Source organism: Geobacter sp., assembly GCF_030834625.1.
Lineage (GTDB): Bacteria > Desulfobacterota > Desulfuromonadia > Geobacterales > Geobacteraceae > Geobacter.
This window is the reverse complement of record NZ_JAUQXO010000039.1, coordinates 26,036-41,193: the sequence shown is the minus strand read 5'-3', so window position 1 is coordinate 41,193 and position 15,158 is coordinate 26,036. Positions and strand designations below refer to the sequence as shown.

At 56.5% G+C, this 15,158-nt stretch carries 13 protein-coding genes; 5 read left to right on the top strand and 8 right to left on the bottom strand.

Annotation, left to right across the window (positions count from 1 at the left end; translation table 11 throughout):
- Window positions 1-11: 11 nt before the first annotated feature.
- The 6 genes from RCH91_RS10525 to rpsB form a co-directional block, all read right to left on the bottom strand.
- Entirely contained in the window at window positions 12-842 is an 831-nt protein-coding gene (locus RCH91_RS10525; RefSeq protein ID WP_306534970.1) for a phosphatidate cytidylyltransferase, read from the bottom strand.
- A gap of 2 nt (window positions 843-844) precedes the next feature.
- The gene (locus RCH91_RS10520) at window positions 845-1,585 is read right to left on the bottom strand and encodes an isoprenyl transferase (protein ID WP_306534868.1); all 741 of its coding nucleotides are present in this window, start codon (window positions 1,583-1,585) and stop codon (window positions 845-847) included.
- A 122-nt stretch (window positions 1,586-1,707) separates the two neighbouring features.
- Entirely contained in the window at window positions 1,708-2,265 is a 558-nt protein-coding gene (frr, locus tag RCH91_RS10515; RefSeq protein ID WP_306534866.1) for a ribosome recycling factor, read from the bottom strand.
- A 1-nt stretch (window position 2,266) separates the two neighbouring features.
- Entirely contained in the window at window positions 2,267-2,986 is a 720-nt protein-coding gene (gene pyrH / locus RCH91_RS10510; protein ID WP_306534864.1) for a UMP kinase, read from the bottom strand.
- Window positions 2,987-3,082: 96 nt separating this feature from the next.
- Window positions 3,083-3,733 carry a translation elongation factor Ts gene (tsf, locus tag RCH91_RS10505; RefSeq protein WP_306534862.1) on the bottom strand — a complete coding sequence of 217 codons (651 nt, stop codon included), beginning with the start codon at window positions 3,731-3,733 and terminating at the stop codon, window positions 3,083-3,085.
- Between the two features lie 97 nt (window positions 3,734-3,830).
- Window positions 3,831-4,586 carry a 30S ribosomal protein S2 gene (gene rpsB, locus RCH91_RS10500; protein WP_306534860.1) on the bottom strand — a complete coding sequence of 252 codons (756 nt, stop codon included), beginning with the start codon at window positions 4,584-4,586 and terminating at the stop codon, window positions 3,831-3,833.
- A 127-nt stretch (window positions 4,587-4,713) separates the two neighbouring features.
- Between rpsB and lptF the strand changes: the two genes are divergently transcribed.
- From lptF to RCH91_RS10485, 3 genes are read left to right on the top strand one after another with little or no spacing between them, the layout of a single operon-like run.
- The gene (gene lptF / locus RCH91_RS10495; protein ID WP_306534858.1) at window positions 4,714-5,961 is read left to right on the top strand and encodes an LPS export ABC transporter permease LptF; all 1,248 of its coding nucleotides are present in this window, start codon (window positions 4,714-4,716) and stop codon (window positions 5,959-5,961) included.
- Entirely contained in the window at window positions 5,958-7,037 is a 1,080-nt protein-coding gene (gene lptG / locus RCH91_RS10490; protein ID WP_306534856.1) for an LPS export ABC transporter permease LptG, read from the top strand. The genes lptF and lptG overlap by 4 nt, the downstream gene beginning before the upstream one ends.
- Window positions 7,038-7,093: 56 nt before the next feature.
- Complete coding sequence (locus RCH91_RS10485; protein ID WP_306534854.1) at window positions 7,094-8,047, top strand: IPT/TIG domain-containing protein; 954 nt, start codon at window positions 7,094-7,096, stop codon at window positions 8,045-8,047.
- A gap of 15 nt (window positions 8,048-8,062) precedes the next feature.
- Here the strand turns inward: RCH91_RS10485 and gptM are convergent, their stop codons facing one another.
- Together gptM and RCH91_RS10475 are read right to left on the bottom strand one after the other, a co-directional pair.
- Entirely contained in the window at window positions 8,063-9,361 is a 1,299-nt protein-coding gene (gene gptM, locus RCH91_RS10480; protein ID WP_306534852.1) for a geopeptide radical SAM maturase, read from the bottom strand.
- 374 nt (window positions 9,362-9,735) lie between these two features.
- A complete protein-coding gene (locus RCH91_RS10475) occupies window positions 9,736-11,694 on the bottom strand; it encodes a TonB-dependent siderophore receptor (protein ID WP_306534850.1) in 1,959 nt (652 codons plus the stop codon).
- 520 nt (window positions 11,695-12,214) lie between these two features.
- Here RCH91_RS10475 and RCH91_RS10470 point away from each other — a divergent pair.
- Both RCH91_RS10470 and RCH91_RS10465 read left to right on the top strand, forming a co-directional pair.
- Window positions 12,215-13,132, top strand: a complete 918-nt coding sequence (locus tag RCH91_RS10470; RefSeq protein ID WP_306534848.1) for an ABC transporter substrate-binding protein — start codon at window positions 12,215-12,217, stop codon at window positions 13,130-13,132.
- A gap of 9 nt (window positions 13,133-13,141) precedes the next feature.
- Complete coding sequence (locus tag RCH91_RS10465; RefSeq protein ID WP_306534846.1) at window positions 13,142-15,106, top strand: ATP-binding protein; 1,965 nt, start codon at window positions 13,142-13,144, stop codon at window positions 15,104-15,106.
- The last annotated feature ends 52 nt before the right edge of the window (window positions 15,107-15,158 follow it).

Sequence of the window (15,158 nt, the reverse complement as noted above, 5' to 3'; positions counted from 1 at the left end):
CGTCAGGAAACCTACCGGGCCAAGACTATAAGAGAGGCATAGTAGTACAGGGCCGGTGCAGCAAAGAGAATACTATCGAGTCGGTCGAGGATACCACCGTGCCCAGGGATGATGGCCCCTGAATCCTTAACCCCGAAGCTGCGCTTAAGGAGCGATTCAAAAAGGTCGCCAAGCTGACCTATCGCCCCGACGGCCAAGGCCGTGACCACGCAGTCGGCAACGGTGAGCGCAGGAAAGAAGGTTAACTTCGCAGCAAAAGTGCCCACGAGGCTCCCGCAGAGCCCGCCCAAGGCCCCCTCGATGCTCTTGTTGGGGCTGACACTCGGATAAAGCTTTCGCTTACCCAGGCTGCTCCCTACATAGTATGCCGCTGTGTCACCGGACATGACGATCAGGAGCATCAGAAACACCCACTCGACTCCGCTTGGGAGCGCCCGGAGCAGGACAAGGTGCGAGAGAAGCAACGGCACGTAGGCAATTCCCGACCAGAGGAGAGCCATTTCGGTTGCGCTCTGCCGGATGTCCCTGATGCTGAACAGGAAAAAGATGGCCACAACGAGAAACGCCACAGTGAACGAGAAAAACAGCACTCCATTCCCTCCGGGGAACTGGATGAAGCGCTGGAGCGACTCGGGGCTGGCGAGGACGAACGTAAAGAGCGCCCCCGACAGCGACGCAACCTGCCCTACCACTTTCCGGTCGGGGAGTGCCATTCGGTAGAACTCGCTCAAACCAAGCAGAACAACGAGGAAGACAAAGCAGGCGAAGAGAAAGACACTCACCTTAAGGATGAACAGTATCAGCAGCGGCAGGGCAATGGCCCCAGTCAGTAGGCGCTTGATGGTCAGCTCCTGTTCTGCAGCTGGGCACTCGTACGGCCAAAGCGCCGCTCGCGGGACTGATAAACGTGCAGGGCACGATGGAGCTCATGGGCGGTGAACTCAGGCCAGTTTACATCGGTAAAATAGAGTTCCGTGTAAGCGAGTTGCCAGAGAAGGAAATTGCTGATGCGCATCTCACCACTCGTCCTGATGAGGAAATCGGGATCTGGCATTCCCACCGTAAACAGGTACGAGGAGAAAGTTTTCTCATCCACATCTTCCGAGACAAGGCGGCCAGAGGAGAGATCAACCGCGATGCGCTCAGCTGCCTTGAGAATCTCCTGACGTGCACCATAGGACAGGGCAAGGGTCAGCACCATCCCGTTGTTGCGCGCCGTCCTGTCGATGGCCTCTTGCACAGCCTGGTTAACGTCCGGCGGCAGTTCCTCGCGGGCACCGATCACGTTGAATCGGATATTGCTCTCAATCATCCGGGCGGTTTCGATCCTGATGTACTTCTTGAGGAGTGACATGAGGGACTTCACCTCGGTTTTGGGGCGAAGCCAGTTCTCTGCGGAGAAGGCAAAGAGGGTAAGATACTTGATACCGAGACGGGAACATTCCTCAACAATCACCCGAACCGTCTCAACCCCCTTCTGGTGGCCGATGATACGCTTGAGCATCCGCTCCTGGGCCCAGCGGCCGTTTCCGTCCATAATAACGGCCAAGTGGCGGGGAAGTTTGTCGAGTGAGAGACCGTACATGGGATACCCAAAAACAAAAAATCCCCTTTAATTGAGGGGTTAAAGGGGATTAAAGCATAAAAGAACCTGGTGCGCAAGCAAAAAAACGGAAACGACTTTCCCCGCCCTCGCTTGGCGTGGCATCAGACCTCCATGACTTCCTTCTCTTTGTGAGTGAGCACCTCGTCAATCTTGGCAACGGAAGCGTTGGTCACATCCTGCACTTCTTTCTCGGCACGCTTCAGATCATCTTCGGAGATCTGCTTGTCTTTCTCCAGTTTTTTGAGGCTGTCTATCCCTTCACGGCGGATGTTCCGGACTGCGACCTTTGCATCCTCAGCCATCTTCTTGAGCATCTTGACGATCTCTTTCCGGCGCTCTTCGGTGAGAGGCGGAAGGGAGATGCGGATCGTCTTTCCGTCATTGGCAGGAGTGAACCCGAGATTCGCGTTCATGATCGCCTTCTCGATCACCGGGATCAGCTTTGCTTCCCAAGGCTGAATAGTGATGGTTCGGGACTCGGGTACTGCAAGGGTTGCAACCTGGCTGAGGGGCGAGGGATTGCCGTAGTATTCAACCTTTATATCATCCAACAGCCCGGTAGTGGCCCTGCCGGTGCGCACCTTCTGGTACTCGCGGCGGAGTGCGTCCACCGACTTGTCCATGTGGGTCTTCATGTCCGCGATGACTTCCTTCGTCATGCTATTCTCCTTTCACGATGGTGCCGATCTCTTCGCCACACACCACTTTCTTGATGTTGCCGTAGGTGGTGATGTCGAAGACGATGATGGGGAGATTGTTGTCCATGCAGAGAGAGGTGGCGGTGGCGTCCATGACCTGGAGACCCTTCTTGAGAACTTCAAGATAGGTGAGCTTCGGGTACTTCTGGGCGGTCGGATCCTTCTTGGGATCGGCCGAGTAGACGCCGTCCACCTTGGTCCCCTTAAGGATCACATCTGCCCCGATCTCCATGGCTCGCAGGCTTGCCGCAGTGTCGGTGGTGAAGTACGGATTGCCAGTTCCTGCGCCAAAAATGACGATCCTCCCCTTTTCCAGATGCCGCATGGCCCTGCGCCTGATGTACGGTTCGGCAACCTCCTGCATGGCAATGGCCGATTGAACCCGGGTATCAACTCCTATCTTTTCAAGTGCATCCTGCATGGCCAGTGAGTTGATCATGGTGGCCAGCATCCCCATGTAGTCGGCGCTGGCCCGATCCATCCCCTTGGATGAAGCGGCCAGACCCCGGAAGATATTCCCCCCGCCGATCACCAGGGCAAGTCGGGCGCCGGTGGCGGCGACCTCCTTGATCTCGGCAGCAATGGCCGTGATCGTCTGGGGATCAATGCCGTAACCTTGATCCCCCGCCAGGGCCTCCCCGGAAAGTTTCAGCAACACTCGCTTGTAGTAAGGTGTACCCATGGTGTGTAGGCCCCCACGCCTGGTTGGTTGACAGCGCCTCTGTGCAATGGACGTAAAAAAGGCCGGCCATGGAGCATGGCCGGCCCACTCACTTTCTTACAGACCAGCTGCGGCAGCAACCTCTGCAGCGAAGTCGGTTTCCTTCTTCGCAAGTCCTTCACCCAATGCATACCGAACGAAGCGGCGGATCGAAATATTCTCGCCGATTGACGCGATCGTCTCATTGAGAAACTGCTGGACCGACTTGTCCGGATCCTTTACATAGGGCTGCTCAAGGAGACAGATGTCAGCATAAAACTTGTTGACCTGACCCTCGATGATCTTCTCGATGATGTTCTCCGGCTTGCCGGTTTCCCTGGCCTTGGCGCGATAGATCTCCTTCTCGCGTTCCACGACATCCTGAGATACCTCTTCGCGGCGCACATACTGGGGAGCAGCCGCTGCGATATGCATGGCGATGTCCTTCACGAAATTCTGAAAGTTGTCGTTACGCGCAACGAAGTCGGTTTCACAGTTGACTTCGACGAGGACCCCGATCTTGCCCCCCGCATGTATATAGGAACCCACCATCCCCTCGGAAGCAACGCGGCCCGCCTTCTTGGATGCGGCAGCAAGCCCCTTCTTTCGGAGATAGTCGATGGCCTTCTCGTGGTCACCACCGGTTTCAGCCAGGGCCTTCTTGCAGTCCATGAGTCCCGCTCCCGTAGCTTTCCGCAGCTCGTTTACCTGTGCAGCTGTGATGCTCACTGTATCCTCCCGGACAGGGATGACGCGCCGGGCGTCGCCCCGTAAATTGTAGTTAATATAGAATCTAACCCCACATAAAGTGGAGAAGATAGCCAGTTTACGCTTCGGCCTGCTCCGACTCGGTCTCGGCAACGGCATCCTCTTCATCGCCAGTCTGCAACCGTGCGTCACGGGCCTGCGCACCCTCCATAACCGCATCGGCCATTTTGGACGTCAGGAGGCGGATGGCACGAATGGCATCATCGTTGCCAGGAATAACGTAGTCGATCGGATCCGGGTCACAGTTGGTATCGACAACCGCCACGACGGGAATGCCAAGCTTCTTGGCTTCACTGATGGCAATCGTCTCGTTCTTCGGGTCGACCACGAAAAGGGCTCCGGGAACCTTCCCCATACCCTTGATCCCACCCAGGGTCTTTTCGAGCTTCTCGCGCTCCTTCTCCAGCCGAAGGGCTTCCTTCTTGGTGTAAGCCTCAACAGAGCCGTCGGCGAACATGGCATCGAGACGCTTGAGCCGGTCGATACTCTGCTTCACTGTGGAAAAGTTTGTGAGCATCCCGCCGAGCCAACGCTGATTCACGTAGTACATACCGCACCGCGTTGCCTCCTCACCGATGGCGTCCTGGGCCTGCTTCTTGGTTCCTACAAACAGAACCGTTTCTCCGGACTGCGCGCACTCGCGAACGAAGCTGTAGGCACTTTTGAACAGGCGGACGGTCTTCTGGAGGTCGATGATATAAATCCCGTTGCGCGCCCCGAAGATGTAGGGCTTCATCTTCGGATTCCACCTCTTGGTCTGGTGGCCGAAATGGACACCGGCTTCCAGAAGCTCCTTCATTGTTACGTTCGACATGCTTTTCTCCTTTTGGTTGTGCCTCCGCTCCCCCGACAGCCGGAACCCGCGACAACCGCGGACACCACCGACCGGACAGGAAGCGTGCGAAATAGAAACCGAATTCATATAGCACAGGAGGCACTCTTTGACAAGAGCAAACTACCCTGCGCATCCGTCTGTTATTTACAACCCCCCTCCCTTCGTGTATCATCGCCCCTTCATGACCAGCATCCTATTCCGCTACATTTTCAAGGAAACCGCCGTTCCGTTTCTTCTCGGCATGGCGGTTTTCACCTTTGTACTCCTCATGGGACGCCTGCTCAAGCTGGCAGAGATGGTCTTCGCCAAGGGAGTACCCTTCCTCGACGTCTGCCGCCTTATCCTCTACATGCTTCCCTCATTTTTTCTCGTTTCGATCCCCATGGCGTTTCTTCTGGCGGTGCTTCTCGCCTTCGGAAGGCTCTCATCGGACAGCGAAATAACGGCCATAAAGGCGAGCGGAATCAGCCTCGGCTCACTTCTCGCGCCGGTCCTCACCTTCGGCGTCCTGGCATACCTCGCAACGACATTCATAACGGTCTATGCCCTGCCTTGGGGCAACACCTCCTTCAAACATTTTCTCTATGCAGTAATAGAAACCCGAGCTGCCACAACTATCAAGGAAAAGGTATTCAACGACGAATTCCCCGGCTTGGTCGTCTACGTTGACGGCTATGACGACGCCAGTCACGAGATATCAGGCATCCTGATTCACGACGAGCGTAATCCGGAAGAACCGGTGACAATCTTCGCATCCACCGGAATAATTGCTGCGTCCCCCGAAGAAAACAACATCCGCCTTCACCTTAAGAACGGGAGCATTCACCGGGGAATCGGTGCAAGTGGCTACCGTCTCGTTGAGTTCAACAGCTACGATCTCCATATCAACCTGCGCCAGAGTACAAAAAAAGACCAACTCGACGAAGAGGACCTGACCCTTCGGCAACTGATGGTCAATCGCAGCAACAAGCAGATCGATGACCGATTCCGGCGCGATGTCTCCATCGAGCTCCACAAACGGTTTTCACTCCCTTTTGCCTGTATCGTCTTCGCAGTGATCGGGGTTCCGCTCGGCATCCAGAACCAGCGATCAGGGAGAGCCGGCGGGTTTTCCGCCGGGATCGTCATCCTCATGCTATACTATATGCTTATGTCCGCAGGCAAAACCATTGCCGAGAAGGATATTCTTCCCCCATCGCTTGCCGTCTGGCTCCCCAATGCACTCTTCATCGCCTTCGGATTGTATCTGCTGCGGCTGGCGGCAGCTGATCGTCAGATTCCCCTGGTCGACATGGGCCGCGCGCTGATTGGACGGGCAAGGGACTGGCTCAGACGATGGAGGAAGCCGACGTGACTATCCTGACCCGCTACATCGCCGCTGCCTATCTGAGGATTTTCGGCCTCTGCCTGGCGTCATTCATCGCCATCTACCTGGTGATCGATTTTCTGGAGAAGATCGGCCGATTCCTCCGCTTCGAGCCCCAATGGACACACATCGTCCAGTTCTTCCTCTTCAAGATCCCCGAGATCGTTACCCAGGTGGTCCCCCTTGCGGTCCTCATGGCCACGCTGCTAACCCTGGGAATGCTGTCGCGCAACAGCGAAATCGTCGCCATGCGCAGCTGCGGCGTAAGCCTCGGCAGAATCAGCATCCCCATCCTGGCAATCGCCTGCGCGGCAAGCATCTTCGTCATTGTCTCCAACGAGCTGATCCTGCCGGAAACCTACCGGCAGATGCGGCACATCGAACAAGTCCTCATCAGGAAAAAGAGCTCCAACACCTTCTTCCGCCAGAACAACATCTGGCACAAGGACAGCAACGCAATTCTCATGGCACGGGTCTTTGATCCCACTCACCAGACGCTTAGGGGGGTAACCCTGTGGAACTTCTCGGGGGGGATGAACCCTTCCCGCAGGATCGACGCCGAACAGGGGAGCTGGGACGGCCAGCAGTGGACCCTCTGGAAGGTGGCCGTGAGAGATATTCAAAGCGGCGGGGTTGCCGTCACATCACAGGTCGCCAGCATGCCGATTAACCTCAACCTCCAGATTGAAGACCTGAAGGTGGTGGACAAATACGCCGACAACATGGGATTTCTGAAGCTGCGGGAGTACATCCGAAAGCTGAAAAAGGGAGGGTACGAAACCACCCGTTACGAAGCCCAGATGCATGCAAAAATATCGCTTCCCTTCGCCTCGCTCATCATGGCCTTTCTCGGCATCCCGTTCGCCCTACGCGGCGGCCGGTCGAGCGGCATAGCCCTCGGCATCGGCGCCAGCATAGGCATCGGCTTCGCCTACTTCATCATCAACGCCATCCTCGTATCCTTCGGCCAGACAGGGGTCCTTCCCCCTTTGGTGTCCGCATGGGCAGCCAACGTCATCTTCGCCCTTTCGGGCATCTGGCTTGCCATGACGCTCAACCGTTGACATCAGATGGCTGCGTGATTTAATTGCTGCGAATCACACTTCTGACGGGAGGTCCCATGAAACAGTATGTGATTGCACTGGTGGCTCTTGTGACGTTACTGTCAGCCGCCACCGCCCAAGGCGCTCCTCTGGCCAAGACATCGAAGAAGGCCGCTGCGCCGGTAAAAACGCCGGCCCCCCCGCCTTCCCCGAACATCCTGAGCATCATCCCTGCCCAAGGTGAGCCAAATATCACCGTCACCCTTTCAGGAACCGGCTTCACAGCCAAGACCGTGGCATTTCTCGGCACAACCGAGGTGCCGACCACGGTCGTGGGCCCGGAACTGCTGAGTTTCACCATCCCCAGACTCCCGGCGGGCCTCTACGCCCTCTTCCTAAAGCGCGAAGACGGCGCCACGAGCCGTACCTATAACTTCTCGATCCAGCCACAAAAACCCTTTGTCGAATCGCTCTCCCCCGAAAGCATCAGCATCTGCTCTTCCGCCGGCGAGCGCATCGTAACCATCACCGGCCGCAACTTCCAACCAGCAAGTCAGGTCCTTTTCGACGGTTCGGCGGTCAGGAGCACTTTCGGTTCTGCCGAATCGCTCACATTCACCGTACCCCAGACCAGCGGCGGACTCCATCAGGTTCAGGTCAAAAACCCCGAGGAGACACTCACCACGCCAATGACTCTCGCCATCCTGGCGAAACCCGAGATTCACAGCGTCACAAGGGGCGACGGGGCAGTCACCTACTACAAACTGGTTATCGAAGGAAAGAATTTCCAGCCGGGGGCAACGATAGTGGTCGAGGAAAGCAGCCTGCAGGTGGGGCTCAACGCGGGCGCCGGCAAACGGCTCTCAGCCGGAGCGATATCATCGGGAGAGCGGGAATTCTTGACCTTCGTGGATTGTTCGAAGCTGATCTACCAGCGCTATCCCGCCGACCCGACGGATAAAGATCTGCGGATTCAGGTGTTCAACCCCAATGGTGAGGTGAGTTCGGTGGTGCAGGTAACGGCACCATAGCACTCCTGATAAGCGTCATCGCTTTCGGGAGCTGTTGGCCATCTCCTGCTGAACATACTGTTCAAGTGACGCTTCGTAGTAATCCCGCCTGCAGTCCAGACCCGTAATTTCCCCCGTCTGGACGAGCCGCGAAAGCCTGCACCCGCCGTAACAGAAGGGAAGGTACTCGCAGTTGAAGCATTCCTCATTTTCCCAGATATCAAGTCGGTAAGAATCCCGGTAGTCCGTGACACCCTCTTCCAGCGTACCAACCGCAAGTCCCTTTCTCCCCATGAAAGCCGGGCACTTGTAGAGCTCCCCATCGTGGGTCACTACCAGGTCATTGGCAAGCTCCACCATGCAGAGTGGTGGGCGAAGCTTCGCCACCCCATAACCCCGATTCAGAGCCTCCTGTCGCAGGAAAAGCTGGGACTCGTGTACCCACGGCAGGTTGTGGGAAGCACAGCCATCGTTAAACTCGGGCGGAAGAGCGTCCGCGCCGATCTGGGAGATGGGGGCAAAATTCACCGCGACGAGACGCTCCGGCGCCAGTCCCACCTCCAGGAGGTAATCGAGAAGGAGGGGAAACTCACAGTAATTCTCCTCGGTGTAGTTGCAGACGATACTGATATCGAGCAGATCGCACGATTCCAACAGATTCCGGACGATGACATCAAAGCTCCCCCTGCCGGAGACAAAGGGCCTGAACCGGTTATGGTTCTCACGGGTCCCGTCAAGGGTAACCTGGACCCCTCTAACCCCCAGCGAAGCCAGCTCTTGGGCCACCTCTCCGGTCAGCAGCGTACCATTGCTGACCATGCCGAAGGAGCAGGAGAGCCCCCGCGCGCCGGCAAGCTCCGTAAGCCTTGTGGCGATGAGTCGGATCAGATCCATGCTCAGGAGCGGTTCACCTCCGTAGAAATCCAGGTTGAGGGAGACGCCTTCAGCAAGATACCGTTGGTCAAGAAAAGAAACCAGCCGCTCTGCCGTCTCGGTGTTCATGTACCGCTCCCCCTTCAGCCCCCCCTCGAAACAGTAAGTGCAGGCCAGATTGCAGTCCATGTTCAGCACGGCAATGATAGTGGCAAGGGTTCGCTGCTGATTGAACATCGTAAAGAACCGACGCACCTCTTCTGCCTCGGCATCGGTATCGGGGACGAGGAATCCGAGCCGTGAGAGGGTTTCACCAGTTGCCGAGGAGATGATCCCCCGCTCCATGTCGGCGACGGTCTTCTCAGGCACGATGGCAATGGCGGCAGTTCTGGTGGAAAAAAGGAGCAGGTGCCCGGGCCGTTCGGGGCAGGGGTACCGCTTGAGATAGCGGGAAAGATGCATGGCGGCCCTCCCTGGCGCCTACGGTGTGGGGGGTCAAGCCCTATGACTCACCGGTTCTGACCTGCGTAATGGTATGGTCAGACATAAAAAAAGGGGGAAAATTTCCCCCTTTCGTCCATACTTCAGCGATTGTCATCCTCTGACAATAAAGTACGAACCAAAGCAATTACCAATCTGTGGCCCGGAACCGCTTGTCCCCTCCGATACAACCATCACCTCCGCCATCTCTTCAGCCTTCGCGACATGCACATCCTGTTGCATACGTACCTCCCTCCTGGTGAGATGCTGCTGCTAGAACGCTATTCTAATTATTTCACACAGTTGATCAAGAGAAAAATAATTAGCGATTGCCAAGCAAAATAATCGCCCAAAATTCAGAAATTAAAGCGGACCCCCCCCTCGTACCAGCGGCCCGGGTTCTTGCTTAACTCAATGAGATACTGGGAGCCATTGAAGAGATTGTGGGCTACGAAGAAAAGTTCCCCTGAAAGGTTGTCAGTGGACAGAAACCGAACCCCACCGGTCAGGTCCCAGATCATGGCGGAGTCGCGGCTTTTGAAATCCTCCCGGGCATTCCACCGGGTGTGGCGACCAACAAGCCCCCCGCGTAGAAGCTTCCTGTCGTCGTAGTTTAGGGCAACATCCCAGGTGTGGCGGGGGATGTTGGGTACTTTTCCGTTATGGAGCACACCATTGACATCGGTGAAGGGTCCGTGGGCGTCGATAAAGGTATAACCGGCAGAGAGTGTCGTGTTGAAGAAGGGGATGGTTTTTGCCTCCACTTCAATCCCGTCGCGACGCTGTTCCCCCTGGTTCACGTAACTGCCGGTCTCTCTATCGTAGGCTTGGAAGTCAGAGACTTCATGACGGAACAGAGTGCTCTTCAGCCAGACGTACCGGAGGAGGGTCGTCTCGAAACCCACCTGGTAAGACCAGACCTTCTCCACTTCCAGGCCAGGGTTTGGCTGCAACCCCTGGGCGCCGCCAGTCGTTGCTACCAGGGAAGGGATATTGAACCCCCGGGCCACATAGGCCCGCAGGACGGTATGGTCACTCCAGTTGTAGGTCATGCCGAGGCTCGGGCTAAGGAAGTCGTTGCTGGTGCTGGTCCAGTCGTAACGAAGGCCGGGGGTGATCGACCAGCTGTTCCAGACGATGGTGTCGTTGGCGAAGATCGCCCACCGCTCCAGGCGGCCGTCGGTCTCTGCCCGCATCGTGACCAGGTCACCGCTTGTGGGGTCAACCCCAAGGCTTTTCAGGTTGGCCGACATGGTGCCGTTATCGTAATCGGTTCCGAGGGTTACACTGTGGATACCGGCCCGCCAGGCAAGCTTGGCGCTCGCCCCGAGGTTGGGCTGCTGATACCGGTTGTGTCCCAGTTCCAGTCCTGTGCCCAAATCGTCGGATACATCACCATAATCGCGCCGCGAGAAGCGGGCCGCGATATCCAGATCAAGGCTTTCGCTCAACGCATGGGTCATACCGAGGGTCGCAATCAGATGCTCATAGTCCCCGTCCTGCAAAATTCCGTACTGTGGGAATGTACCCAACCCCCTCTCCCCACGGGAGTAACTGTACGTGGCAAGCACGCGGGTATCCTCATGGGGGTCCCAAGTTAGCTTGCCGTAGACGCTTCCGCTGTCCACGTTTGTATGGGGCTGAAGACCGTCGGAGGTTATACCGTCTGCAGCAAGATAGTATCCAAGGGGAGAACTGGTGCCGGAGAGCTCCAGGCAAAAGTCGCCGGTTGTCCGCTCACCCATGGAGGCCGAGAACACTCCTCCCACCTTCCGGGCCTCGTCCGGAGACTTGGTGATGATGTTGATGATCCCCCCCAAGGAAGAGCCCCACGCCGAGGAGGCCGGTCCCTTGATTATCTCGATCGCCGCTATGCGCTGCACCGGTATGGCCCCCACATCAGCCAGAAAGTCGGAGACGTTATTGATGGTCACCCCATCCATGACCACCCGGACATGGTTGCTCTCGGACCCCTGGATGGACAACGTGGGGGATAAACCTCCCGGCGTCACCCGGGGTTCCACATGAACCCCCGGAATGGTATTGAGAACCTCTCCCAGGGTATGGGCGTTGAGGGCCTGAATCTCCTTGGCCGTAATGACGGTCACGTTTTCCGCCACCTGCGAGATGGGCTTTGGGTCCCGCGTGGGGGTGACCACGAGCTCCTTGTCCTCGTAAAACATCTCCAGGACCTTTATATCGTCATAATCGGCACAAACGGGGGTCGTCGCTCCGCAGAGCCACAGCGCAACACCTGCACAGCTGGTCGTCGCAACCAAAACGCGTTTCTTGATGGTATTATCACGGTAAGACATTCGCCTCCCCCACCCCACATCGACTCTCATAGTTCCATGCCCTATCACCAAGCGGCAACCATTAAGATACTTTCAAGAAACCAGTTATATGCAAGAAAAGTTCCTCTCTAAACGATCAACGCCACTAAAGCGCAACCATCAAAACTAATCGTTTTCTAAAATATTACGATAAATCAGCAACATCAGATATCCGCTTGATATATTCACCATTTTCGCTCCCCTAAATATTATCAACTCACCGGTATCATTGCTAAAATGGCATCAAAATCGCATTCTCCTTTGCCTTTACAACTTCTTTTCATGCCTTCAACACAAGAAAATTAAAGTTTTTCATGAGTATTCAGAGAGTTAACCCTATTCGTCAATCCTACAATCAAGTCAAATTAACGACTCAGGCAACCAAAAATTGGCAGTTACTATTCCAAAAACGTCAATTTACCGACAAAACCATGACTTGACCCCAAACGATGGGTTCATCAGCGAAGAACCCCCATTCCCATCGTTCCAAGGCCAAAGAGACGTGAATCGTGTCATCCTTATGTTGACCCGCGTATCGTTCGCCCTCGTGTTCACTCTTGTGCTCCTTGCCGGGTCCGGCGAGGCGGCTCAGAAGATCCTCGCTCTCCAAAGTGTCAGGGTGGCTCCGTACGATGAAGCGGTCAAGGGATTGCGGAGCGTTGCGACCGGGAGCGTCAAGAGGCTGGTTTTGTCCGACCTTGAGGGTGTCGATGTGGCGAAGGCGGTCCGGGATGAACGGCCCGACGTCATTGTGGTCATCGGCACGGACGCCATGAACAGGGTCAAGAGAATCAAGGATATCCCCATCGTCTACCTTATGGTCTTCGATCCGCAGAATACGCTCACCGCGGGAACAAACATCACCGGAATCGGCATGCATGTGGCACCGGAGCGGCAGCTGGCTTCTCTTCAGGGGGCAATGCCACGCATCAGGCGCGTGGGAACCCTGTATAACCCGGCGCGAAGCAGCTCCCTTTTCCGCAGGACGCAGGCCACGGCACGGTCTCTCGGCATGGACCTCGTGGCGCGTGAAGTCCGCTCCTCACGGGACGTTCTGAACCTCGTCGAGGGAATGAAAGGAAACATTGAGGCATTCCTCATGCTCCCCGACCCCACCGTCGTGACCCCCGAAACAGTCGAATACCTGCTGCTTTTCTCCCTCAACAATAAAATTCCCATCGTCACGTTTTCGGACAAATACGTGGAAATGGGAGCACTCATGGCCCTTGATGTGGATTCCTACGATCTGGGACGGCAGTCCGGCGAGATGGTCAAAAAAATCCTGTCGGGAACTTCTCCCGCGAATATTCCGCGCAGCGACCCCCGTAGCGCGGTCATGACGGTAAACAGCAAAATAGCGCGCAAGCTCGGCCTCTCCCTTGACGAGGAGGCCCTGGGCCGGGCCAAGGTCATACGCTAGGGGCATGGGATGAATCTTTTCGAGAAGCTGAAAATCCGTCGTGACAGTGTGGGACTGAGGTTCTTCCTCCTGTTCACGCTTTTCATCGCGGTAATTTCGGTTTCGTTCACCCTGTTTTTCTACCAGCAGCAGCGTAACTCCCTGACGGACAGCCTTATTGGAGAGGGGAAACTCCTGGCGAGGCTCCTGGCCCATAATATCCGGCTTGGGGTTTTCGCTGAAAACGCAGAACTGCTAAAGGACCCCGTCGAAGGGATACTGGAGCACGAAGGGGTCTTGTTCGTCTCAGTCGTGACGGCAGAGGGGAAACTTCTTCGGGAGCAGGCGCACAAAAGCATTATCAATAATTCAGCGCGAGCCTTCCCGCAGTGGAGCACCCGCTACGAACAGCTGAAGGGAACGGCGGAACCCCTGGTCACGGAGGGAGACGACATCTTTGAGTTCTGGGCGCCGGTTATATCGAGCTCTTCCATCCCCACGGACGAATCGTTGTTTCTTGATCAGGCACCCCGGACGACTCCCCGTGTTATCGGGTACGCGCGAATCGTCGTCGACAAGAATCTTCTCAGGAATAAACTCGACACTCTCCTCTACACGAGCGTCTTCATGGCGCTGGGCTTTCTCTTTCTCGGCACCGTATTTACCTACATCATCACCCGCAGAATCACGCGCCCCCTCGACCGGCTCACGGAAGGAATCAAGGATCTTGAAAAGGGCGGCTCCTTCGAACCCGTTCCCGTCGAATTGAAGGACGAGATCGGCCGGCTCGCCACCGCGTTCAACCACCTGGGCACGACACTGAAAGCCCGCGAGGCGGAAAAGGAACATCTGGCCGAGGAACTCCGCCATGCCCAGAAGATGGAGGCAATCGGGACGCTCGCCGGAGGGATTGCCCACGATTTCAACAACATTCTCACCGCCATCGTCGGCTTCGGCACCCTCCTGCAACGAAGCCTCAAGGCCGATAGTCCCTACCGCATCTACGTGGACCAGATCCTCTCCGCCGCCGATCGGGCCACCAACCTGGTGAAACGGCTTCTCGCCTTTGGCAGGAAACAGGTGATCTCCCCCCGCCCGACGAATCTGAACGAGATCGTCAAGGGTATCGAAAAGCTTCTCCATCGACTGGTGAGCGAGGATATCGACTTTGTCACTTCCCTCTCCGGCGAACCCCTTGTGTGCCATGTGGATTCGGGCCAGATCGACCAGATTCTGATGAACCTCGTGACGAACGCCCGCGACGCCATGCCGGACGGCGGGACACTGACACTTACAACCGGGAGCGACTTCCTGGACAACGAGTTCTTTGGCCCCCTTGAGCAGGGAAAGCCCGGCCACTATGCGATCTTGACCGTTGCCGACACCGGTGTCGGCATGGATGAGGAGACACGGGAGCGGATCTTCGACCCCTTTTTTACCACCAAGGAAGTGGGCAAGGGAACAGGGCTCGGACTCTCCATGGTATACGGCATTGTCAAGCAGCACGAAGGATTCATCATGGTGGATTCCGAGCCGGGAAAAGGCGCGGCGGTCAGGATATACCTCCCCATAGTCACGGCAAAGGGGGCCATGGAACGACACGAGGACGCAACAGCCATCCAGGGAAACCAGGAAACCATCCTGGTGGCCGAAGACGACCGGGACGTGCGCAAGCTCTCGAAGCATGTCCTGGAGCGCAACGGCTACACCGTCATCGAGGCAGTGGACGGAGTCGAGGCGGTCAAGCGGTTCATGGAGAACAGCGAGCGGATAGACCTTGTTCTCTTGGACGTGGTTATGCCCAAGAAAAACGGCCAGTCCGTCTATGAAGAGATTCGGCGCGTGCGCCCGAGCGTGAAGGCGCTCTTCATAAGCGGTTACACCCAGGACATCATCAGCCGGAAGGGGGTTCTTGACGAGGGAATCAACTTCATTGCGAAGCCGGTGAAGCCCGACGAGCTCCTGGCTAAGATCAAAGAGGTCCTGCAAAACTGAAAAAGCCCGCGCGAAGCGGGCTTTTTCATGCATGTCGTGTAACGGAAGCTAT